This window comes from Nitrosospira sp. NRS527 (genome assembly GCF_018406445.1).
In the GTDB taxonomy this organism is placed as follows: Bacteria; Pseudomonadota; Gammaproteobacteria; order Burkholderiales; family Nitrosomonadaceae; genus Nitrosospira; species Nitrosospira briensis.
On record NZ_AP024515.1, the window covers coordinates 825380 to 847406 of the forward strand.

Here is a 22027-nt window from a genome sequence, read left to right on the forward strand (position 1 = left end):
TGTCCGAAATACAGGCCAGTAGCTCAATTGGCAGAGCGTCGGTCTCCAAAACCGAAGGTTGGGGGTTCGATGCCCTCCTGGCCTGCCACCCTAAGAGACGCTATTGAGAGTCATCATAGCTTACTGCATATTTTTCTAGGGAAGCAAAAGCTTCATAATACCACCAACATATTGCATGAAGAGCTGAGGTTGCAAGTCGTATGATCAGCTCCTGCACCGCTTCATTTACTGATAAGCATTACAGGCAGAGTGGGATAGAGTAGTGGATAAGATCAAGTTGGGATTCGCGCTTCTGCTGTTGATCGCGGGTATTGCCGGTTTCTATTACCTGAGCGATAGCGCCATGGTAATACGCGTTATTTCCGTGCTCGCCGGTATCGTTCTTGCGGCGGTGGTGGTCTGGTTTACTACCCAAGGCAAACAGTTCTATGCGTTCAGTAGAGAGTCATCGGAAGAAACCCGGAAAGTTGTATGGCCGACCCGTAAAGAAACGATGCAAACTACCGGAATAGTTTTTGGTTTTGTTCTGGTAATGGCTCTGTTTTTATGGATGGTAGACGCGGGCTTGTTGATGGCGGTGAAATATCTGATGGGACAGGAGGGGTGATGGATAAAAAGTGGTATGTGGTTCATGCCTACTCCGGATTTGAAAAGGGTGTGCAGCGCGCGTTGAAGGAACGAATCAATCGTGCCGGAATGCAGGAAAAATTTGGACAGATACTTGTTCCGGTAGAAGAAGTTATTGAGATGAAAGGAGGTCAGAAGAATCTCAGCGAACGGAAATTTTTTCCGGGCTATGTACTGGTCGAGATGGAGATGACCGACGAGACATGGCACCTGGTCAAGAATACGGCTAAGGTAACGGGCTTTATCGGGGGTTCGGCCATGAAGCCGACACCCATCAGCGACAAGGAAGTACAGAATATTCTTCATCAGATTCAGGAAGGAGTGGAGAAACCCAAGCCCAAGGTTCTTTTTGAAACGGGCGAGGCAGTTCGCGTCAAGGAAGGGCCGTTCACCGATTTCCACGGTAACGTGGAAGATGTCAACTATGACAAGAGCAAGATCAGGGTTTCGGTTTCCATTTTTGGCCGGCCCACGCCAGTAGAGCTGGATTTCAGTCAAGTCGAAAAAGCCTAGAGATAGAGTGGAATGGGTTGGCGCTCAGGATTGAGCATGCCGCCCTGTTTGTTGTTAACGGGGAGAGCGTAGTAACGTTCGTTTGTACCCAAAAGGAGAATTATTGTGGCAAAAAAGATAGTCGGCTATATCAAATTGCAAGTCGCGGCAGGCAAAGCCAACCCTAGCCCACCGATAGGTCCTGCGCTTGGCCAGCGAGGATTGAATATCATGGAGTTTTGTAAGGCGTTTAACGCCGCGACTCAGAAAATGGAAGTTGGGCTGCCGGTACCGGTTGTTATTACCGCTTACGCCGACAAGAGCTTCACTTTCACCATGAAAACTACGCCGGCGACCGTTCTGATAAAGAAAGCGGTGGGCGTCAGCAAAGGCAGTCCCAAGCCTCATTCCGATAAAATAGGCCGGTTGACACGGAAACAGGCAGAAGAAATCGCCAAAATAAAAACACCGGACTTGACAGCGGCGGACATGGATGCCGCAGTGCGCACTATTGCCGGCAGTGCCCGCAGCATGGGCGTCGAAGTGGAGGGCATATAAATGGCACACGTATCCAAACGTTTCAAGGCGATTATCGAAAAAGTCGATCGTAGCAAGTTTTATCCCCTACCGGACGCTCTCAAGATCATCAAGGAAACCGCCACTGCAAAATTTGACGAATCCATCGACGTGGCGGTGAATTTAGGTATTGATGCAAAAAAATCCGACCAGGCTGTTCGCGGCTCGGTGGTTCTGCCTGCAGGCATTGGCAAAACAGTGCGTGTCGCCGTGTTTGCCCAGGGTGATAAGGCTAAGGAGGCGCTTGCAGCCGGTGCGGATATTGTCGGGTTTGAGGATCTTGCGGAACAGATCAAAGCAGGCAATATCGATTTTGATGTGGCTATCGCAAGCCCTGATGCCATGCGTATTGTCGGACAATTGGGGCAGATACTGGGGCCGCGCGGGTTGATGCCCAATCCCAAGGTGGGTACGGTGACGCCGGATGTTGCGGGTGCGGTAAAAAATGCCAAGGCAGGTCAAGTGCAATATCGCGCTGATAAAGCTGGCATCGTTCAGTGCACTATCGGCCGCGCATCGTTTACCGTAGACGCGCTGATACAAAATATGCTGGCGCTGCTGGATGCGCTCAACAAGTCTAAACCCGCTGCCTCCAAAGGTGTTTATCTTAGAAAGATCTCGGTTTCCAGCACCATGGGAACAGGCGTCCGTGTGGATCAGGCTAGCATGCGTTAAGCTTTAAATGCGTCAACTTTTAATGGTTTTGTTTGTAAGGCTTTGGGCCGTCGGAAAGGCATGCTGTACCTAACATGTTGTACCTATTCGACGGGTTGTCAAAGACCGTTGGGGTTGTTAAGCAGTGGCAGAGCGTAACAATAAGCTGTGAAGCAGTCTATTGAATGCAAACCATTGCTTGGAACTTAATTGCAAGTAGAGATGGGAGAGAGGCTGAGCAGTGCTTGTATCGCTCTCGCTTCTGTTTTTCTCCATCTCAGGCACCCAGCGCAGATGGCGTGCCGCAAAAACAGGAACAGATTGAACTCCTGATTTAAGGTCGCCGGTTCGCGATAGCTGAGTAGATTGTCAGGTTGGTTTTGAGTTTTATGGGTATACCCATATCAATCAATATCAATACCAAAATCTGAGCTCGGCGTCGCTTTTTACTGATGGAGAATGCCCTTGAGTCTAAATTTAGAAGAAAAGAAAGCGGTAATTGCTGAAGTAAGCGCTCAGGTGGCGAATGCGCAGGCAATCATTATCGCGGAGTACCGCGGTCTTACCGTTGGACATATGACGCAATTGCGCGCGAAGGCGCGTCAATCGGGAATATATTTCAGGGTCGTCAAAAACTCGCTCGCGCGTAGAGCAATTTCAGATACACCATTTTCGAAGCTTTCCGGACACATGGTCGGTCCGCTCGTCTATGGTATCGGAAGTGATCCAGTTGCGGCGGCCAAGGTGCTGTATGAGTTTTCCAGGACCAATGATAAGTTGGTGATCAAAGCTGGCGCCATGGCTAATTTGTTGATGTCCAGCAATGACGTCGCAAGTCTTGCTTCTCTCCCAAGCCGTGACGAGCTGCTTGCGAAACTGTTGGGTACGATGCAAGCACCCATCGCCAATTTTGTTCGAACACTCAATGAAGTGCCTACCCGTTTTGTCCGCGGCGTTGCAGCTGTCCGTGACCAAAAACAAGCCGCTTAGTCCGGTTTTAGTATTTCGAGATCGTAATCAATCAGGTTAATTATCAGGAGAAAACCATGGCGATAGCCAAAGCAGAAATTTTAGAATCGATTGCAAATATGACCGTGCTGGAGCTTTCTCAGCTGATTAAGGAAATGGAAGAGAAATTTGGCGTTTCCGCTGCCGCTGCTACCGTCGTGGCGGCTGCACCCGCCGCAGGTGGTGCCGCAGCCGCTGTGGAAGAGCAAACGGAATTTACCGTAATGCTGACCGCCGTGGGCGATAGCAAGGTAAACGTGATCAAAGTAGTGCGCGCGGTTACCGGACTGGGTTTGAAAGAAGCGAAAGATCTGGTGGACGGTGCACCCAAAGCCGTCAAGGAAGGTATCGCCAAAGCCGATGCGGAGGCCATCCAGAAACAGCTGACCGAAGCCGGCGCAACTGCCGAGATCAAATAAGATAAAACGATAAGACCAGCTGGCGGCGTGAAAGACGCCGCCAGATACTGGCTATTTTAACGTTCGGATTCCCGCATTTTTATGCGCCAGAACACTCAGCACGGTAGCTAAAAAAAGGTACTCTGCTCCAATTTTCTGTCCATCTGTCTTCTGACCCCCCGGAGAGATTCCATGAGCTATTCGTTTACCGAGAAAAAACGTATCCGTAAAAGTTTCGCAAAGCGTGCCAGCGTTTTGCCGATTCCCTTTCTTCTCGCTACTCAAATCGAGTCTTACGCAGCTTTTCTGCAAGCTCAAGTCGACCCTGATTTTCGCGCCACCGAAGGATTGCAGGCCGCGTTCATGTCGATTTTTCCGATCGAGAGCCATTCCAAGAATGCCCGCCTCGACTTCGTTAATTACGTGCTTGGCATGCCGCCGTTTGACGTCAAGGAATGCCAGCAGCGCGGCCTAACCTACGCTTCTCCCTTGCGGGCAAAAGTCCGCTTGACGATCATGGATAAGGAGGCTTCCAAGCCAACCGTGAAGGAGGTAAAGGAACAGGAAGTCTACATGGGCGAGATTCCGCTCATGACCAACACGGGTTCGTTCGTTATCAATGGAACTGAGCGCGTGATCGTGTCTCAATTGCACCGCTCACCCGGGGTATTTTTCGAGCATGATCGGGGTAAAACACATTCGTCCGGTAAATTGCTCTTCTCTGCGCGCATTATTCCCTACCGCGGTTCCTGGCTGGATTTCGAGTTTGACCCCAAGGATTACCTCTACTTCCGCGTCGACCGTCGTCGCAAAATGCCGATTACTGTTTTGCTCAAAGCAATAGGCTATACGCCGGAGCAAATTCTTGCGGGCTTCTTTTCATTTGATACCTTCCACCTGCCGCAGAAGGGAATCCTCTTTGAACTGATACCGGAACGTTTGCGTGGTGATACCGCCCGTTTCGATATCGTGTCCAAAAGCGGCAAAGTCATTGTCCAGAAAGACAAGCGTATCACCGTCAAGCACGTTCGTGAGATGCAGCAAGCCGGCATAGACAAACTTGCAGTTTCGGAAGACTTTCTGCTGGGCCGCATACTAGGCCATAACGTGGTAGATAAGGAAACAGGCGAAGTCCTGGCGCTTGCCAACGACGAGATCACGGAAACGCTGCTCGCTAAGCTGCGCGAGGCGGATATAAAAGAGATCCACACCATTTACACAAACGATCTTGATCAGGGTGCATATATATCGCAAACACTGAGAATAGACGAGACCGCGGACCAGATGGCGGCGCAGGTAGCCATCTACCGGATGATGCGCCCCGGTGAACCACCTACCGAAGACGCTGTCAAGGCGTTGTTCAACGGATTGTTCTACGCACCCGAACGCTATGATCTTTCAGTGGTGGGGCGGATGAAATTCAATCGCCGCATAGGCAAGACTGAACTGGATGGTTCTACAACGCTGTCCAATGACGACATTATTGCAGTGATCAGGATTCTGGTCGAATTGCGTAATGGCCGTGGTGAAATCGACGATATCGATCACCTAGGTAATCGTCGCGTGCGCTCGGTCGGCGAACTGGCGGAAAATCAGTTTCGTTCGGGCCTAGTACGGGTCGAAAGAGCGGTAAAAGAGCGGCTCAGCCAGGCTGAGTCAGATAATCTGATGCCGCATGATTTGATCAACGCGAAGCCGGTATCGGCTGCGGTACGCGAGTTCTTTGGCTCCAGTCAACTATCGCAATTCATGGATCAGACCAATCCGCTTTCCGAAATCACGCATAAACGCCGAGTGTCCGCGTTGGGCCCGGGCGGGTTGACGCGCGAGCGGGCAGGGTTTGAGGTGCGTGACGTACACCCCACTCACTATGGCCGGGTATGTCCGATTGAGACACCGGAAGGCCCCAATATCGGATTGATAAACTCACTGGCGCTGTATGCCCGGACCAATGAATATGGCTTCATGGAAACCCCATACAGTAAAGTGAAGAACGGCCATGTCACCGAAGAGATCGACTATCTGTCGGCGATTGAAGAAGGTCAATTTGTGATTGCCCAGGCAAATGCAGAACTGGATAGCAGTGGGAATTTTACCAACGACATTGTTTCTTGCCGTCACAAGAACGAATTTACCCTTTCAAGCCCGGATCGGATCGAGTACATGGATGTGGCGCCCGCTCAGATCGTGTCGGTAGCCGCGTCGTTGATTCCCTTTCTGGAACACGATGACGCCAATCGCGCGCTGATGGGCTCCAACATGCAACGGCAGGCGGTCCCGTGCCTGCGTGCGGAGAAGCCTCTGGTTGGCACCGGTATCGAACGGGTGGTTGCGGTGGATTCCGGAACAGCGGTAAAGGCGGTACGAGGCGGTATCGTGGATTATGTGGATGCGAGCCGTATCGTGGTGCGGGTACATGATATTGAAACGCGCGTGGGCGAAGTGGGTGTAGACATATACAACCTGATCAAATACACCCGCTCCAACCAGAACACCAATATCAACCAGCGGCCACTGGTGAAAGTGGGCGACATAATTGCACGCGGCGACGTGGTGGCGGACGGCGCCTCAACGGACAAAGGTGAACTGGCGCTGGGGCAGAATATGTTGGTGGCATTTATGCCATGGAATGGCTACAACTTCGAGGATTCGATTCTCATCTCCGAGCGTATCGTTGCCAACGATCGTTTCACGTCTATCCATATCGAAGAACTGTCGGTGGTGAGCCGTGATACAAAACTGGGAACGGAGGAGATTACGGGTGATATTTCCAACCTGTCGGAAGTACAGCTTGGACGCCTGGATGCCTCCGGCATCGTTCATATCGGGGCAGAAGTAGAGGCCGGCGACGTATTGGTAGGAAAAGTCACGCCCAAAGGCGAAACCCAATTGACGCCTGAAGAAAAGCTTCTGCGTGCTATTTTTGGCGAGAAGGCTTCCGACGTCAAGGATACATCGCTGCGAGTGCCGTCAGGTATTTCCGGTACGGTCATCGACGTGCAGGTCTTTACCCGGGAAGGTATAGAACGTGACAAACGCGCCCAGCAGATCATCGATGATGAACTGAAGCGATACAAGAAGGATCTGGCTGACCAGATGCGGATTGTGGAAGGGGACGCATTTGCTCGTATCGAGCGCTTGCTCAAGGGTAAGATAGCAACTGGTGGGCCTAAAAAGCTCGTCAAGGGCGCACCTGTCACCAAGGAATATCTCGATAGTATCGATCCGCATCACTGGTTCGACATTCGTCTTTCCGATGAAGAGACAAGCCTGCAGCTCGAACAGATCGAGGAAGGTCTGGCGCAGAAACGCAAGGCATTCGATGACGCTTTCGAGGAGAAGAAAAAGAAGCTTACCCAAGGCGATGAATTACCGCCGGGCGTGCAGAAAATGGTAAAGGTTTATGTCGCGGTAAAGCGGCGGCTGCAGCCGGGAGACAAAATGGCTGGGCGTCATGGTAATAAGGGTGTTATTTCGAAGATAGTGCCGGTAGAAGATATGCCTTACATGGCGGATGGTACTCCCGTAGACGTAGTACTGAACCCCTTGGGTGTACCGTCGCGCATGAACGTGGGCCAGATTCTGGAAACCCATCTCGGATGGGCAGCGAAGGGATTGGGAATCAAGATCGGCGATATGCTTCGCGTCGGCGGCCAGACTGCCGAGATCCGGGATTTTCTCGACAAGATCTATAATACGAGTGGTAAGCAAGAAGACATTGCTTCGCTTACGGATGTGGAGATCCTGGATCTGGCGACAAATCTGACGGATGGCGTGCCTTTCGCAACCCCTGTGTTCGACGGCGCTACCGAGCACGAAATCAAGGATATGCTGGAACTTGCGGGTCTCCCCAGGTCCGGTCAGGTGACGCTTCACGACGGCAGAACCGGTGAGGCGTTCGATCGTCCTGTTACTGTGGGCTATATGCATGTGCTGAAGTTGCATCATCTGGTGGACGATAAGATGCATGCGCGATCAACCGGCCCTTACAGCCTCGTAACCCAGCAACCGCTTGGTGGCAAGGCTCAGTTCGGAGGTCAGCGCTTTGGCGAAATGGAAGTGTGGGCACTGGAAGCGTACGGCGCCGCCTATACCCTGCAGGAAATGCTGACGGTCAAGTCCGACGATGTGAATGGGCGCACCAAGGTGTACGAGAGCATTGTCAAGGGCGACCACAAGATCGACGCGGGCATGCCTGAATCATTCAACGTACTGGTGAAGGAAATCCGCTCGCTGGCAATGGATATTGATTTGGATCGGCATTAGCCATGTTGTGTAGAGGTATGGAAGGGTTATTTTTTCCTCGCTTTTCCACCGGAAATTTTATGTATCGATCCCTGATCAACAGGAGTGACAAATGAAAGCACTGCTTGATTTATTCAAACAGGTTACCCAGAAGGAAGAGTTCGATTCGATCAAGATCGGTCTGGCTTCTCCCGAGAAAATACGCTCTTGGTCCTATGGTGAGGTCAAGAAGCCGGAAACCATCAATTACCGTACATTCAAGCCGGAACGGGACGGCCTGTTCTGCGCAAAGATCTTCGGCCCGGTAAAGGATTACGAGTGTCTGTGCGGAAAATATAAACGTCTGAAACATCGCGGCGTGATCTGCGAGAAATGCGGTGTTGAAGTTACGCTGTCGAAGGTTCGGCGTGAGCGTATGGGTCATATTGAACTGGCTTCGCCGGTAGCGCACATCTGGTTCCTGAAATCGTTGCCATCCCGCTTGGGCATGGTTCTGGATATGACCTTGCGTGATATTGAGCGCGTACTCTATTTCGAAGCTTATGTGGTAACGGATCCCGGCATGACGCCTCTTCAGCGGTGTCAGTTGTTGACGGATGACGACTATCGTGCAAAAACAGAAGAATACGGCGACGATTTTCGAGCGAGCATGGGCGCGGAAGGTGTACGCGATTTATTGGGCAATCTCAACATTCGTGTTGAGATTGATAATCTTCGGCGCGAGATGGGAACAACCGGCTCGGAAACGAAGATGAAGAAAATCTCCAAGCGCCTGAAAGTATTGGAGGCATTCTGTAAATCCGGGATTAAACCGGAGTGGATGGTTTTGGCTGTCCTGCCCGTACTGCCGCCCGAATTGCGCCCCTTGGTGCCGCTGGATGGTGGGCGCTTCGCCACTTCTGATCTGAATGACTTGTATCGTCGCGTTATAAACCGCAACAATCGCTTGAAGCGTTTGCTAGAGTTGAAGGCGCCGGAAATTATCGTGCGCAATGAGAAGCGCATGCTGCAGGAGGCGGTTGATTCATTGCTGGATAACGGCCGCCGCGGCAAAGCCATGACCGGCGCCAATAAGCGGCCGTTAAAATCACTCGCCGACATGATCAAGGGCAAAGGTGGGCGGTTCCGCCAGAACCTGCTGGGCAAACGTGTGGATTACTCCGGACGGTCGGTCATCGTGGTCGGCCCGCAGCTCAAGCTGCACCAATGTGGCTTGCCGAAGAAAATGGCGTTGGAATTATTCAAGCCGTTTATCTTCAATAAACTCGAAATAATGGGTATCGCGAGTACCATAAAGGCGGCCAAGCGGGAGGTGGAAAACGAGAGCCCTGTCGTCTGGGATATTCTTGAGGACGTTATTCGCCAGCATCCGGTAATGCTGAACCGGGCTCCGACATTGCATCGGCTTGGAATTCAGGCATTCGAGCCGGTACTGATCGAAGGCAAGGCAATCCAGTTGCATCCATTGGTATGCGCCGCATTCAACGCCGACTTCGACGGCGACCAGATGGCGGTTCACGTGCCGCTATCGCTGGAAGCGCAAATGGAATGCCGCACACTCATGATGTCGACCAACAATGTCTTGTCGCCGGCAAATGGGGAACCGGTCATCGTGCCGTCTCAGGATATCGTGCTGGGGTTGTACTACACCACACGGGAAAAAATCAATGCTCGTGGCGAAGGCATGATGTTCGCCAACATCAGCGAAGTTTCTCGCGCCTATGAAAGCCGCATAATCGAGCTGAATGCCAGAATTACAGTGAGAATCAAGGAGTATGACGTAGACGCCGATGGCGAACGTCATGAGAAAACCACGCGTTATGACACCACTGTAGGGCGAGCGCTGCTGTCCGAAATTCTCCCCGCCGGCCTGCCTTTTCCGCTGATGAACAAGGTGCTCAAGAAGAAGGAGATTTCCAAGCTCATCAATGCCAGCTTCCGGCGCTGCGGACTTCGCGAAACAGTCATTTTTGCGGACAAATTGATGTACGCGGGGTTCACTTATGCCACGCGCGCGGGGATATCGATCTGTCTGGACGACATGCTGACGCCGGTACAGAAGAATGACATCATCGGTGCTTCAGAAAGGGAAGTGCAGGAAATTGAGGTTCAGTACACTTCAGGTTTGGTGACACAAGGCGAACGCTATAACAAGGTAGTGGATATATGGGGTCGTGCTGGCGATCAGGTGGCTAAAGCCATGATGGATCAGTTGGGGGTCGAGCCGATACTCGATCTGGAAACTGGAGAAGTCAAAAAAGACAAGAAAGGCAAGGCACTGACGCAAGAATCCTTCAATTCGATATATATGATGGCAGATTCGGGTGCGCGAGGTTCCGCTGCCCAGATTCGCCAGTTGGCAGGTATGCGCGGCTTGATGGCCAAACCTGATGGTTCGATCATCGAGACGCCCATCACGGCGAACTTCCGCGAAGGGTTGAACGTACTGCAGTATTTCATTTCAACCCATGGTGCCCGCAAAGGCTTGGCCGATACCGCATTGAAGACTGCCAACTCCGGTTATCTTACCCGTCGCCTCGTCGATGTAACACAGGATCTCGTGGTGACCCAGGACGACTGCGGCACGAGTAATGGCGTTGTAATGAAGGCCTTGGTCGAAGGTGGCGAGGTCATTGAAGCACTGAGAGAACGCATACTCGGACGGGTGGTCGCGAACGATGTCATCAATCCGGAGCAGCAAGCCGTGATTTATCCGGCCGGCGCCCTGCTGGATGAGAGCGCAGTCGACACCATTGAAGCATTGGGTATAGATGAGGTAAAAGTACGTACCCCGCTGACCTGCGAAACCCGTTATGGTTTATGTGCCAAGTGCTATGGGCGCGACCTGGGACGCGGCACGCCGGTGAACGTAGGTGAAGCCGTGGGGGTGATTGCTGCCCAGTCGATAGGTGAGCCGGGTACTCAGCTCACGATGCGCACGTTCCACATCGGTGGCGCTGCTTCCAGAACCGCTGTAGCAAGTCAGGTCGAGAGCAAGTCCAACGGTATTGTGCGTTATTCTCCGACCATGCGGTATGTTACCAATTCGCGCAACGAGCTGATTGCAATCTCCCGCAGCGGCGAAGTGGTGGTACATGACGATAACGGCCGCGAGCGCGAACGTCATAAAGCGCCTTATGGAGCGACATTGCTGATCCGCGACGGTGAAGTGGTCAAAGCAGGGCAGATCCTGGCGGCGTGGGATCCGCATACTCGCCCCATCATTACCGAGTACGCCGGCAAGGTTCGCTTCGAGAACGTGGAAGAAGGCGTGACGGTGGCTAAGCAGATAGACGAAGTCACTGGCTTGTCTACGCTTGTCGTGATTGATCCGAAGCGGCGTGGCGTGGTGCAGACGAAGGGTTTGCGTCCGATGGTGAAGCTTCTGGATGAAGATGGCAAGGAAGTGCGGCTTGCCGGGAGTGTTTTATCGGTCAGCATCACCTTTCAAATCGGTTCCGTTATTACGGTCCGGGATGGGCAGCAGGTCAGCGTAGGCGAAGTACTGGCGCGTATCCCGCAGGAAAGTTCAAAAACACGCGACATCACCGGCGGCCTGCCCCGTGTCGCGGAACTGTTTGAAGCGCGTTCTCCCAAGGATGCCGGCGTATTGGCGGAGGTCACCGGTATCGTATCCTTCGGCAAGGATACCAAAGGTAAGCAACGCCTGGTAATTACCGATCTGGACGGGATCTCGCATGAGTATCTGATTCCCAAGGAAAAGCACGTCACGGCCCACGATGGCCAGGTCGTTAATAAAGGAGAGAGCATCGTCGATGGGCCCGCCGATCCGCACGATATTCTCCGTTTGCTAGGCGTAGAAGCGCTTGCACGTTATATCACTGACGAGGTCCAGGATGTGTATCGACTGCAAGGTGTCAAGATCAATGACAAGCACATCGAAGTAATCGTGCGCCAGATGTTGCGGCGTATCCAAATTGTGGATGCGGGGGATACACGCTTTATTCCGGGTGAGCAAGTTGAACGTGCGGACATGCTGTCGGAAAACGAAAGCGTGGTGGCCGAGGACAAGCAGCCGGCAACCTATGAATTCATGCTCCTGGGTATCACCAAGGCGTCGCTTTCCACCGATTCGTTCATTTCGGCAGCTTCCTTTCAGGAAACCACACGCGTGCTCACTGAAGCGGCTATCATGGGCAAGCGGGATGATCTGCGAGGCTTGAAAGAAAATGTCATCGTCGGTCGGCTTATTCCTGCGGGCACGGGTCTTGCCTTTCATAATACGCGCAAAAAACAGAAACTGTTGTTAAACGCAGGAGAGAAGTCTGGTCTGGGAGAGGAAGATGCGGGGGAAATGCGAAATAGCGGATATACTGTCTAACGAATAAAGGGATTGATCAGAGACTGCCATGCGAGATAACGCCAACATCATATTTATGTCTGGTGGAAAACTAAATTATGCCTATTGATATTGAAGCCATAATTGCCGAGACACGTGGCAAAAACTTCGAACTTTACGAAGATTATATAAATCCGGTGTTCGTCAAGGTACTACGCACGCTCGGTTTCAATCGAACGTGGGTGCGAGGCGAGGGTCCTTATCTTTGGGATGAGCATGGCACGCGCTACCTTGATTTCCTGACCAACTGGGGCGTTTTCAATTTTGGACGCCGCCATCCTGCCATTCGCGGTGCGTTGCAGCAGGTGCTGGACTCCGACTTTCCCGGATGGATCGGTTTCGACGCTCCACCCCTCGCGGCTGCGCTGGCACGCGAACTCGTGAAGCGCATGCCGCCCGGTCTGGATACCGTTTATTTCAGCAACTCCGGGACCGAAGCGATCGAAGCTGCGATCAAATTCGCGCGTGCGTATACAGGGCGGCCTTGCACCGCGCATCTTGCCAAGGCCTTCCATGGTCTGACCATGGGGGCGCTATCACTGAATGGAGAAGCGAGTTTTCGGAGGGGTTTCGAACCAATGCTTCCCGGTAGCTCGGAAGTAAAACTTGGTGATCTGGTCGGCCTCGAGTCACGTCTTGCTCGGGGCGACGTTGCTGCCTTTGTCCTTGAGCCTATCCAAGGCAAGGGTGTTAATATAGCCAGTGATGAATATATCCTTGGCGCTCAGGAGTTGTGCCGGAAATATGGCACGCTGATGATTTGTGACGAAGTTCAATCGGGCATGGGGCGGACGGGGCGGTTTCTGGCCAGCCAATGGGTTGAGGGACTCCGCCCTGATATCATCTGTCTCTCCAAAGCGATTTCGGGTGGCTATATCCCGCTGGGTGCGACTATTACGCGCCGTGCAGTTTATGATAGCGTTTACGACGGCATGCATCGCGCGATCGTTCATGCTTCGACGTTCGGTATGGGGAATATGGCAATGGCGGCGGGCTTGGCCTCACTCAGCGTTCTGGACGATGAGAAGCTTACCGATCGCGCCATCGAGTTGGGTGCGCGTTTTCGCGAGGGTATCGAGGCCATGGTGCCCCGCTTCGAATTTCTGAAGGGGGTGCGTCAACGTGGCCTCATGATTGCCATCGAGTTCGGCCAACCGGAATCGATGTCTCTCAGAGCGGCATGGGCCATGGTCAACAAGATGGATGAGAATCTCTTTGCCCAGGCGATCGTTCTTCCTCTCCTGGACGATCATCATATCTTGACTCAGGTAGCAGGGCACGCCATGCCTATCGTAAAAATTCTTCCACCCTTGAATATCAGCGAAGCTGATGTGGATTGGTTCCTGGAAGCACTTGAGGATGTGATGATAAAATTGCACAAGTTTCCTGGACCGGCCTGGGAGGTATTGAAGAAGCTGGGCAGCCATGCGCTTACCGCAAAGCGGCGCGAAGTTCGTGCTGTCTCGAGCTGACATTAAATACCGGATATGCCGACGTTTGGTTTTCGCGTAAATAATCCAGTCGAGCAGATTCCCAGTCTAGCTTTCCGGCTAATGCGGGTTGATCGCCGAAGTAGGCGCGTTCTGCAGTAGGCATCTTATAAATACTATTTTGATGCTATTGCCGGGCAGCGATAAGCGCGATCCAGATCACAGGTGCTGCCGCTATCACGCAGATGGCAGCTATACCATGAATGCATCGTCCTGCCAGAGAGCCTTCCAGCCGTACGCACGCCATTTGCCCGGATAAGAGTACGAGGGACGCCCAAAGACCATTTGAGAACAGGCATTTAAGATCCGGAGAATTGTCTTTTCATCAGAAACCAAAAAAGACTTTAGCTTGACATCACATGATAAACCCCCTAGAATTCGCAGTTTTTTAGCCGTCCCTGGATAGAAATATCTGGCGCGAAAGGGTAAAAAATTTCATATTGCCAGCGGGACGGTTATAACACCTTCCCGATTTTGTAGAGAATAAAATGCCGACAATCAGTCAGTTAGTACGCAAGCCTCGTGCGGCGAGACGTGTGAAGAGCAAGGTTCCAGCGCTGGGAAACAGCCCCCAAAAACGGGGAGTATGCACGCGCGTCTATACCACTACGCCAAAAAAACCGAACTCGGCTTTACGCAAGGTGGCGAGGGTTCGCCTGACTAACGGTTTTGAGGTGTCCAGTTATATCGGCGGAGAGGGGCATAATCTACAGGAACACTCCGTAGTGCTGATTCGTGGCGGTCGCGTCAAGGATTTGCCGGGTGTTCGCTATCACACTGTTAGAGGTAGTCTGGATACCGCCGGCGTAAAGGATCGCAAACAGAGTCGTTCCAAATATGGTGCCAAAAGGCCGAAATAGGCTTAAGAACGGCTTGAAGGCCGGGCGCTGGATAATAAATATCGAACTGAACACATTGTCACTTAAGCTGAATAATTACCCCCAAGGTTAGAAAATGCCAAGACGGAGAGAAGTTCCCAAACGAGAAATTTTGCCGGACCCCAAGTATCACAGTACCGAGGTGGCGAAATTCGTCAATGTGCTGATGACTCGGGGAAAGAAATCGGTAGCGGAACGAATTATTTATGGCGCAATGGATCAGATCCAGAAGAAAACGGGCAAGGATCCGGTAGAAGTATTCACGCAAGCGCTATCCAATGTTCGTCCCATGGTGGAAGTAAAAAGCCGTCGTGTCGGCGGAGCCAACTATCAGGTCCCGGTAGAGGTGCGATCCATTCGGCGTAATGCGCTGGCGATGCGTTGGCTGCGCGATGCTGCACGGAAACGAGCGGAAAAATCAATGGGCGCGCGGCTTGCCGGTGAATTGGCGGAAGCAGCCGAAGGTCGAGGCGGCGCGGTCAAGAAGCGTGAGGAAGTTCATCGTATGGCCGAAGCCAATAAGGCATTTGCACATTATCGGTTCTAGCGGCAGTGACGGTAACAATCACCGAAATTCAGGTTCCTGGCTGACCTGTTCCCGCAAAAAATTCATTTTATTACTTGTCGGGACGCTTTGCTCCCGACAAATAAAACCTTAAGGTTCAAGAATCGTGGCAAGAAAAACTCCTATCGAGCGTTATCGGAATATCGGCGTAATGGCGCATATCGACGCCGGCAAGACTACGACCACGGAACGTATATTGTTCTATACCGGTGTATCGCACAAAATTGGCGAAGTGCATGACGGCGCGGCGACGATGGATTGGATGGAGCAGGAGCAGGAGCGCGGCATCACCATCACTTCCGCGGCGACCACTTGCTTTTGGAAGGGGATGGAAAAGAACTATCCCGATCATCGCATCAATATTATCGACACCCCGGGTCACGTTGACTTCACCATCGAAGTCGAGCGATCGCTGCGTGTCCTCGACGGGGCTTGCACCGTATTCTGCGCCGTTGGCGGAGTGCAGCCTCAGACTGAAACAGTATGGCGTCAAGCCAATAAATACAAGGTTCCGCGACTCGCATTCGTCAATAAGATGGATCGCGCTGGTGCCAATTTCATGCGCGTTCATGAACAGATTCAATCTCGTCTGAAAGCGCATCCGGTACCCGTACAGTTACCTATCGGTGCGGAAGATAAATTTGAAGGTGTTATCGATCTGATAAAGATGAAAGGCATCTACTGGGACGATGCGAGCCAGGGGCTTAAGTTTGAGGAGCGCGATATACCTGCCGATTTACTAGGGAATGCCAAGCAGTGGCGTGAAAAAATGGTGGAAACCGCCGCCGAAGCGAATGAAGAGTTGATGAACAAATATCTTGAAGAGGGTGATTTATCTCCCGCTGACATCAAGAAAGGGCTGCGCATTCGTACGATCAGCAACGAGATCGTTCCCATGCTTTGTGGTTCGGCATTCAAGAACAAGGGTGTACAGGCGATGCTGGACGCCGTGCTGGACTACTTGCCTTCACCAGTAGATATCAGCGCGATCAATGGAGAAGATGAGAAGGGTGGGCATGATGAACGCCATGCGGATGACGCGGAGCCGTTTTCTGGATTGGCATTCAAAATTGCCACCGACCCCTATGTTGGCCAATTGATCTTTTTCCGCGTTTACTCTGGCGTGGTGTCTTCCGGTGATACCATCTATAACCCCCTTAAGGGACGAAAGGAACGGATTGGAAGGTTGCTGCAGATGCATGCCAATCAGCGAGAGGAAATCAAGGAAGTGAGGGCTGGCGACATCGCCGCCGCGGTAGGCTTGAAAGAAGCCGTTACCGGTGACACCTTGTGCGATCCAACCGCAGTGATCACGTTGGAACGGATGATATTTCCGGAGCCCGTGATTCACGTTGCGGTGGAGCCGAAGACAAAGCTTGACCAGGAAAAAATGGGAATGGCATTGAACCGTCTGGCGCAGGAAGATCCGTCCTTTCGCGTTCGCACCGACGAAGAGTCTGGTCAAACTATTATTTCCGGCATGGGTGAACTGCATCTCGAAATTATTGTAGAGCGGATGAAGCGGGAATTTGGTGTGGAAGCCAACGTGGGTGCTCCACAAGTGGCTTATCGTGAAGCCATCAAGAAGTCGGTGGAGATCGAAGGTAAATTCATCAAGCAGTCCGGTGGACGGGGTCAGTATGGTCACGTCTGGCTCAAGCTGGAGCCGAACGAAGCGGGTAAGGGATTTGAGTTCGTTGATGCCATCAAGGGTGGAACGGTGCCGCGCGAATACATTCCGGCGGTAGAAAAAGGATTGCTGGAGACACTGCCGAATGGGGTGTTGGCAGGCTTTCCAGTAGTGGACGCTAAAGTTACTTTATTTGATGGTTCTTATCACGACGTTGATTCGAACGAGAATGCGTTCAAAATGGCCGCTTCTATTGCGTTCAAGGACGGGATGCGCAAGGCGAGTCCAGTGTTGCTGGAACCGATGATGGCGGTGGAAGTGGAAACGCCAGCGGATTTCATGGGCAATGTAGTAGGCGACTTGTCATCCCGTCGCGGAATGATCCAGGGTATGGACGACTTGCCCGGCCTCAAGGTGATACGTGCGGAAGTTCCGCTGGCGGAAATGTTTGGCTACTCCACTTCGCTGCGATCCGCGACTCAGGGGCGTGCGACTTATACCATGGAATTCAAACAGTATTCCGAAGCGCCGAGAAGTGTGGCTGAAGCAATTATTAATAAGAAATAACGGTAATCAAGTAAAGGAACGATCATGGCAAAGAGTAAATTTGAGCGGACGAAGCCGCACGTAAACGTTGGCACGATAGGGCATGTGGATCATGGCAAGACCACATTGACGGCGGCGATCACCATGGTATTGACGAAGAAGTTTGGTGGTGAAGCGAAGAGTTACGCGCAGATAGACTCGGCGCCGGAAGAGAAGGCACGGGGCATCACCATCAACACATCGCACGTCGAGTACGAGACGGTGAAGCGGCACTATGCGCACGTTGACTGTCCGGGCCACGCCGACTACGTCAAGAACATGATTACCGGTGCGGCGCAGATGGATGGCGCGATACTGGTAGTATCGGCTGCGGACGGGCCGATGCCGCAGACCCGCGAACACATCCTTCTGGCGCGTCAGGTAGGGGTGCCCTACATCGTCGTCTACATGAACAAAGCGGACATGGTGGATGACGACGAACTGCTGGAACTGGTGGAAATGGAAGTGCGCGAACTGCTGTCCAAATACAACTTTCCGGGAGACGACACCCCCATCGTCATCGGTTCTGCCCTGAAAGCACTCGAAGGCGACCAGAGCGACATAGGCGAGCCCTCCATATTCAAGCTGGCCGATGCGCTGGACAGCTACATACCCGAACCCGTTCGCGCGATAGACGGCCCCTTCCTGATGCCGGTGGAAGACGTTTTCTCCATCTCCGGGCGCGGCACCGTGGTCACCGGACGGGTAGAGCGCGGCATCGTCAAAGTGGGCGAGGAAATCGAGATAGTAGGACTCAAACCCACCATCAAGACAGTATGTACCGGCGTGGAAATGTTCAGGAAACTGCTGGACCAGGGGCAGGCTGGCGACAACGTTGGCGTATTGCTGCGAGGCACCAAGCGGGAAGACGTCGAGCGCGGCCAAGTATTGGCCAAGCCTGGCAGCATCAACCCGCACACCAAGTTCACTGCCGAGATATACGTACTGAGCAAAGAAGAAGGTGGGCGTCACACCCCGTTTTTCCAGGGCTATCGTCCCCAGTTCTACTTTCGTACCACCGACGTAACAGGTGCGATTGAATTGCCTGCGGGCACCGAGATGGTTATGCCGGGGGACAACGTCTCCGTGACGGTCAACCTGATCGCGCCGATAGCGATGGAAGAAGGTCTGCGTTTTGCCATTCGCGAGGGCGGCAGAACCGTTGGCGCCGGCGTGGTGGCAAAGATTATCGAGTAATAACAGGATCAAGGATAGGATTCAAGATTTAGTGCCACAACGCCGAATCATCAATTCGAAATCCAAATCCTCAACCTGAGGTTCGTTTATGCAAAGCCAAAAAATACGTATTCGTCTGAAAGCGTTTGATTACCGATTGATCGATAAATCCGCGATGGAGATCGTTGAGACCGCCAAACGGACGGGGGCGGTGGTTAAAGGACCTGTGCCTCTGCCGACGCGCATTGAGCGCTTCGACGTATTGCGATCCCCTCATGTCAACAAGACGTCGCGCGATCAGTTCGAGATTCGGACTCATCTGCGCCTGATGGACATTATGGACCCTACTGATAAAACAGTGGATGCCTTGATGAAGCTGGACCTTCCCGCTGGGGTGGATGTGGAAATAAAGTTGTGAGTTTTTGAATTTAATTTTTAGTTAATCGTTTTTTGACGAATAATCTGAATCCCTGATTTAAACAAATGCACCTGCCGGTCAATTGTAATCGGCACCTTTTTTGAAAAGGTAATTAAAATGAGTTTAGGGCTCGTCGGCCGCAAGGTTGGCATGACTCGTATTTTCACCGATGATGGCGATAGCCAGCCGGTCACAGTACTTGACGTGTCCAACAATCGTGTCACCCAAGTCAAAACGCCCGCCACTGACGGTTATTCCGCGGTGCAGGTCACTTTCGGCAAGCGCCGCGCCATTCGCGTCAATAAACCTTCAGCGGGGCATTTTGCCAAGGCTGCAGTGGAAGCCGGTCATGTGCTCAAGGAATTTCGCGTGGGACAGGAAGTAGCTGATAGTCTCAAGCCCGGTGCAGTCGTAGGTTCGGAGATTTTCCGGGTTGGGCAAAAAGTGGATGTAACCGGTATCACCATCGGAAAAGGTTATGCTGGTGTAATCAAGCGTCACGGTTTCTCTTCAAATCGCGCCAGCCATGGCAACTCCAGATCCCATAACGTTCCAGGCTCCATCGGAATGGCGCAGGACCCTGGTCGTGTCTTTCCCGGAAAGCGCATGTCCGGGCATCTAGGTAGCGTAAAACGCACAACCCAGAACCTCGAAGTGCTGCGGGTTGATACCGAGCGAGGCCTGTTGCTCATCAAGGGTGCGATACCCGGATCGAGAGGCGGCGACGTGGTGGTGCATCCAAGCGTAAAGATCAGCAAGATCGTTGTAAAGCCTGCTGCAAAGCTTGATGCAAAAGCCGCGGCAAAAAGTGGTACGAAGTCCGGCAAGAAGGGAGGTGCATAATGGAACTTAAGCTCATTGGCGAGGATGGCCAGTCGGCTGCCAGTGTTTCGGTTCCTGATTCGCTTTTCGGTCGGGAGTACAACGAAGCCCTGGTACATCAGGTGGTGACGGCTTATCTTGCCAACGCGCGTAGCGCAAACCGTGCCCAAAAGGGACGTTCGGATGTTGCCAAATCCACCCGCAAACCCTGGCGGCAAAAAGGTACGGGACGTGCACGCGCCGGTATGGCGTCGAGCCCGTTGTGGCGTGGTGGAGGAAAAATCTTTCCCAACAGTCCTGAAGAGAATTTTAGCCACAAGGTCAATCGTAAAATGTATCGGGCAGGTATGGGGGCGATCCTATCCCAGCTCGTCCGTGAAAATCGATTGTCAGTGGTAGAAAATTTCGTCCTGGATACGCCAAAAACCAAAATCCTGGCCGGAAAACTGAAAGATATGAAATTGGGTGAGGTCATGATCGTTACCGATAGCGTGGATGAGAATCTCTATTTATCATCACGGAATCTGCCTCTCGTAAAGGTGGTGGAAGCGGGTCACGTCGACCCGGTCAGCCTTTTGCGTTTTGCCAACGTGCTGATAACTCGCGGTGCATTGGCCAAAATGGAGGAAATGCTCGCATGAGTACGCAAACATTCAATCCGGAACGCCTGATGCAGGTCATTTTGTCACCGCAAGTGTCGGAAAAGGCTACCTACATCGCGGAAAAGCATAACCAGGTGATTTTTCGCGTGACGCAGGATGCGACGAAGCCCGAGATCAAAGCAGCGGTTGAGCTGATGTGGAAGGGCCAGAATATCGTGGTGGAGAGCGTGCAGGTCGCAAACGTCAAAGGCAAGGAAAAGCGTTTTGGCCGTTTCATGGGGCGCCGCCGCAACTGGAAGAAAGCTTATGTCAACATCAAGACTGGTCAGGAAATAAATTTTTCTGAAATTGCTCAAGGGGAGGTCAAATAATGGCACTGGTTAAAGTCAAACCAACCTCTCCCGGCCGTCGCGCAGTTGTCAAAGTCGTTAATCCGGGTTTGCATAAAGGCGAACCTTATGCCAGGCTCCTGGAGAAGCAAAATCACACTGCGGGGCGCAACAATAAAGGTCGCATTACCACCCGCCACATGGGAGGCGGCCACAAGCAGCATTATCGTATCGTGGACTTCCGTCGTAACAAGGATGGTATCGCCGCCAAGGTGGAGCGGCTGGAATACGATCCGAATCGCAGCGCAAATCTCGCTTTGCTTTGCTATGTCGATGGAGAGCGGCGTTATATCGTCGCGCCGAGCGGCATTGCTGCCGGTATGCAATTGATGAGCGGGGTGGATGCGCCGATCAAGAACGGTAACGCGCTGCCACTGCGCAATATTCCGGTGGGCAGCACAATTCACTGCGTGGAAATGATGCCGGGGAAAGGCGCGCAACTGGCCCGTTCCGCGGGTACGTCGGTGCAGCTTCTGGCACGTGAGGGGGATTACGCTCAGCTTCGCCTGCGTTCCGGCGAAATCCGAAGGGTGCACGTAAACTGCCGCGCCACTATCGGCGAGGTCGGCAACGAGGAGCACAATTTGCGATCGATCGGTAAAGCAGGTGCACAGCGCTGGCGTGGCATCCGGCCAACGGTGCGCGGGGTGGTGATGAATCCCGTAGATCATCCCCATGGTGGGGGTGAAGGTAAAACCGCTGCGGGGCGCCATCCGGTGAGCCCATGGGGAACGCCTGCCAAAGGTTTCCGTACTCGCGCCAATAAGCGTACCGATGGTATGATTGTGCGGCGCCGTTATTCAAATAAAGGGTAATGAATCATGGGACGTTCCGTAAAAAAAGGTCCATTTGTTGACTTGCATCTGATAGCCAAGGTGGAGACTGCGCGTGCAACCAATGACAAGCGCCCGATCAAAACCTGGTCGCGTCGTTCAACCGTTCTGCCGGATTTCATTGGTTTAACGATTGCCGTACATAATGGTAAACAGCATATCCCGGTATACGTTACCGAGAACATGGTGGGGCACAAGCTTGGAGAATTCTCTCACACCCGTACTTTCAAGGGGCATTCAGGCGACCGAAAAGTCGCGGCTGGATCGAAGAGATAGGGA

Annotated in this window: 19 protein-coding genes and 1 tRNA gene; all 20 read left to right on the forward strand. The window is 52.6% G+C overall.

Annotated features, from left to right (window positions below; genetic code table 11):
- The first annotated feature begins 12 nt into the window (after positions 1-12).
- The 20 genes from KJS40_RS03650 to rpsS all read left to right on the forward strand — a co-directional run bounded on the left by KJS40_RS03650 (position 13) and on the right by rpsS (position 22024).
- Positions 13-88: transfer RNA gene (locus tag KJS40_RS03650), tRNA-Trp, on the forward strand.
- Positions 89-262: 174 nt separating this feature from the next.
- Positions 263-607, forward strand: coding sequence for a preprotein translocase subunit SecE (gene secE, locus KJS40_RS03655; RefSeq protein ID WP_213539109.1), 345 nt, complete (start codon positions 263-265; stop codon positions 605-607).
- Positions 607-1140, forward strand: a complete 534-nt coding sequence (gene nusG, locus KJS40_RS03660; protein WP_025042210.1) for a transcription termination/antitermination protein NusG — start codon at positions 607-609, stop codon at positions 1138-1140. The genes secE and nusG overlap by 1 nt, the downstream gene beginning before the upstream one ends.
- 105 nt (positions 1141-1245) lie before the next feature.
- Entirely contained in the window at positions 1246-1677 is a 432-nt protein-coding gene (rplK, locus tag KJS40_RS03665; RefSeq protein ID WP_213539110.1) for a 50S ribosomal protein L11, read from the forward strand.
- Positions 1678-2370: a 50S ribosomal protein L1 gene (gene rplA, locus KJS40_RS03670; RefSeq protein WP_025042212.1), complete on the forward strand. Its 693-nt coding sequence runs from the start codon at positions 1678-1680 to the stop codon at positions 2368-2370.
- A gap of 444 nt (positions 2371-2814) precedes the next feature.
- Positions 2815-3339 (forward strand): 50S ribosomal protein L10, encoded by a 525-nt coding sequence (gene rplJ, locus KJS40_RS03675; protein ID WP_025042213.1) that lies wholly within the window; start codon positions 2815-2817, stop codon positions 3337-3339.
- Positions 3340-3395: 56 nt separating this feature from the next.
- Positions 3396-3776 (forward strand): 50S ribosomal protein L7/L12, encoded by a 381-nt coding sequence (gene rplL, locus KJS40_RS03680; protein ID WP_090456952.1) that lies wholly within the window; start codon positions 3396-3398, stop codon positions 3774-3776.
- 171 nt (positions 3777-3947) lie between these two features.
- The gene (rpoB, locus tag KJS40_RS03685) at positions 3948-8021 is read left to right on the forward strand and encodes a DNA-directed RNA polymerase subunit beta (RefSeq protein WP_213539111.1); all 4074 of its coding nucleotides are present in this window, start codon (positions 3948-3950) and stop codon (positions 8019-8021) included.
- Between the two features lie 91 nt (positions 8022-8112).
- Entirely contained in the window at positions 8113-12342 is a 4230-nt protein-coding gene (rpoC, locus tag KJS40_RS03690) for a DNA-directed RNA polymerase subunit beta' (protein WP_213539112.1), read from the forward strand.
- A gap of 77 nt (positions 12343-12419) precedes the next feature.
- Positions 12420-13832: an aspartate aminotransferase family protein gene (locus tag KJS40_RS03695; protein ID WP_213539113.1), complete on the forward strand. Its 1413-nt coding sequence runs from the start codon at positions 12420-12422 to the stop codon at positions 13830-13832.
- 506 nt (positions 13833-14338) lie between these two features.
- Complete coding sequence (rpsL, locus tag KJS40_RS03700) at positions 14339-14710, forward strand: 30S ribosomal protein S12 (RefSeq protein ID WP_025042218.1); 372 nt, start codon at positions 14339-14341, stop codon at positions 14708-14710.
- Positions 14711-14804: 94 nt separating this feature from the next.
- On the forward strand, positions 14805-15275 hold the full coding sequence (rpsG, locus tag KJS40_RS03705) for a 30S ribosomal protein S7 (protein WP_025042219.1): 471 nt from the start codon (positions 14805-14807) through the stop codon (positions 15273-15275).
- A gap of 124 nt (positions 15276-15399) precedes the next feature.
- A complete protein-coding gene (gene fusA / locus KJS40_RS03710; protein WP_213539114.1) occupies positions 15400-17490 on the forward strand; it encodes an elongation factor G in 2091 nt (696 codons plus the stop codon).
- Between the two features lie 24 nt (positions 17491-17514).
- Positions 17515-18705 (forward strand): elongation factor Tu, encoded by a 1191-nt coding sequence (gene tuf, locus KJS40_RS03715; RefSeq protein ID WP_025040225.1) that lies wholly within the window; start codon positions 17515-17517, stop codon positions 18703-18705.
- Between the two features lie 88 nt (positions 18706-18793).
- Positions 18794-19102: a 30S ribosomal protein S10 gene (gene rpsJ, locus KJS40_RS03720; protein ID WP_004180980.1), complete on the forward strand. Its 309-nt coding sequence runs from the start codon at positions 18794-18796 to the stop codon at positions 19100-19102.
- Positions 19103-19219: 117 nt separating this feature from the next.
- Positions 19220-19945, forward strand: coding sequence for a 50S ribosomal protein L3 (gene rplC / locus KJS40_RS03725; RefSeq protein ID WP_213539115.1), 726 nt, complete (start codon positions 19220-19222; stop codon positions 19943-19945).
- A complete protein-coding gene (gene rplD / locus KJS40_RS03730; RefSeq protein ID WP_213539116.1) occupies positions 19945-20565 on the forward strand; it encodes a 50S ribosomal protein L4 in 621 nt (206 codons plus the stop codon). Before rplC ends, rplD begins: the two co-directional genes overlap by 1 nt.
- Positions 20562-20897, forward strand: coding sequence for a 50S ribosomal protein L23 (gene rplW, locus KJS40_RS03735; protein ID WP_025042206.1), 336 nt, complete (start codon positions 20562-20564; stop codon positions 20895-20897). The genes rplD and rplW overlap by 4 nt, the downstream gene beginning before the upstream one ends.
- Positions 20897-21730 (forward strand): 50S ribosomal protein L2, encoded by an 834-nt coding sequence (gene rplB, locus KJS40_RS03740; RefSeq protein WP_025042205.1) that lies wholly within the window; start codon positions 20897-20899, stop codon positions 21728-21730. The genes rplW and rplB overlap by 1 nt, the downstream gene beginning before the upstream one ends.
- A gap of 6 nt (positions 21731-21736) precedes the next feature.
- Positions 21737-22024, forward strand: a complete 288-nt coding sequence (gene rpsS, locus KJS40_RS03745; RefSeq protein WP_025042204.1) for a 30S ribosomal protein S19 — start codon at positions 21737-21739, stop codon at positions 22022-22024.
- Positions 22025-22027 lie beyond the last annotated feature (3 nt).

Bases quoted from the DNA above. Each gene is read 5' to 3' on its own strand.
- rpsJ (WP_004180980.1), top strand. From the start codon at position 18,794: ATGCAAAGCCAAAAAATACGTATTCGTCTGAAAGCGTTTGATTACCGA.
- rpsL (WP_025042218.1), top strand. From the start codon at position 14,339: ATGCCGACAATCAGTCAGTTAGTACGCAAGCCTCGTGCGGCGAGACGT.
- rplD (WP_213539116.1), top strand. From the start codon at position 19,945: ATGGAACTTAAGCTCATTGGCGAGGATGGCCAGTCGGCTGCCAGTGTT.
- KJS40_RS03695 (WP_213539113.1), top strand. From the start codon at position 12,420: ATGCCTATTGATATTGAAGCCATAATTGCCGAGACACGTGGCAAAAAC.
- tuf (WP_025040225.1), top strand. From the start codon at position 17,515: ATGGCAAAGAGTAAATTTGAGCGGACGAAGCCGCACGTAAACGTTGGC.
- rpsS (WP_025042204.1), top strand. From the start codon at position 21,737: ATGGGACGTTCCGTAAAAAAAGGTCCATTTGTTGACTTGCATCTGATA.
- rplL (WP_090456952.1), top strand. From the start codon at position 3,396: ATGGCGATAGCCAAAGCAGAAATTTTAGAATCGATTGCAAATATGACC.
- rplA (WP_025042212.1), top strand. From the start codon at position 1,678: ATGGCACACGTATCCAAACGTTTCAAGGCGATTATCGAAAAAGTCGAT.
- rpsG (WP_025042219.1), top strand. From the start codon at position 14,805: ATGCCAAGACGGAGAGAAGTTCCCAAACGAGAAATTTTGCCGGACCCC.
- rpoB (WP_213539111.1), top strand. From the start codon at position 3,948: ATGAGCTATTCGTTTACCGAGAAAAAACGTATCCGTAAAAGTTTCGCA.
- rplB (WP_025042205.1), top strand. From the start codon at position 20,897: ATGGCACTGGTTAAAGTCAAACCAACCTCTCCCGGCCGTCGCGCAGTT.
- nusG (WP_025042210.1), top strand. From the start codon at position 607: ATGGATAAAAAGTGGTATGTGGTTCATGCCTACTCCGGATTTGAAAAG.
- rplC (WP_213539115.1), top strand. From the start codon at position 19,220: ATGAGTTTAGGGCTCGTCGGCCGCAAGGTTGGCATGACTCGTATTTTC.
- rplW (WP_025042206.1), top strand. From the start codon at position 20,562: ATGAGTACGCAAACATTCAATCCGGAACGCCTGATGCAGGTCATTTTG.
- rpoC (WP_213539112.1), top strand. From the start codon at position 8,113: ATGAAAGCACTGCTTGATTTATTCAAACAGGTTACCCAGAAGGAAGAG.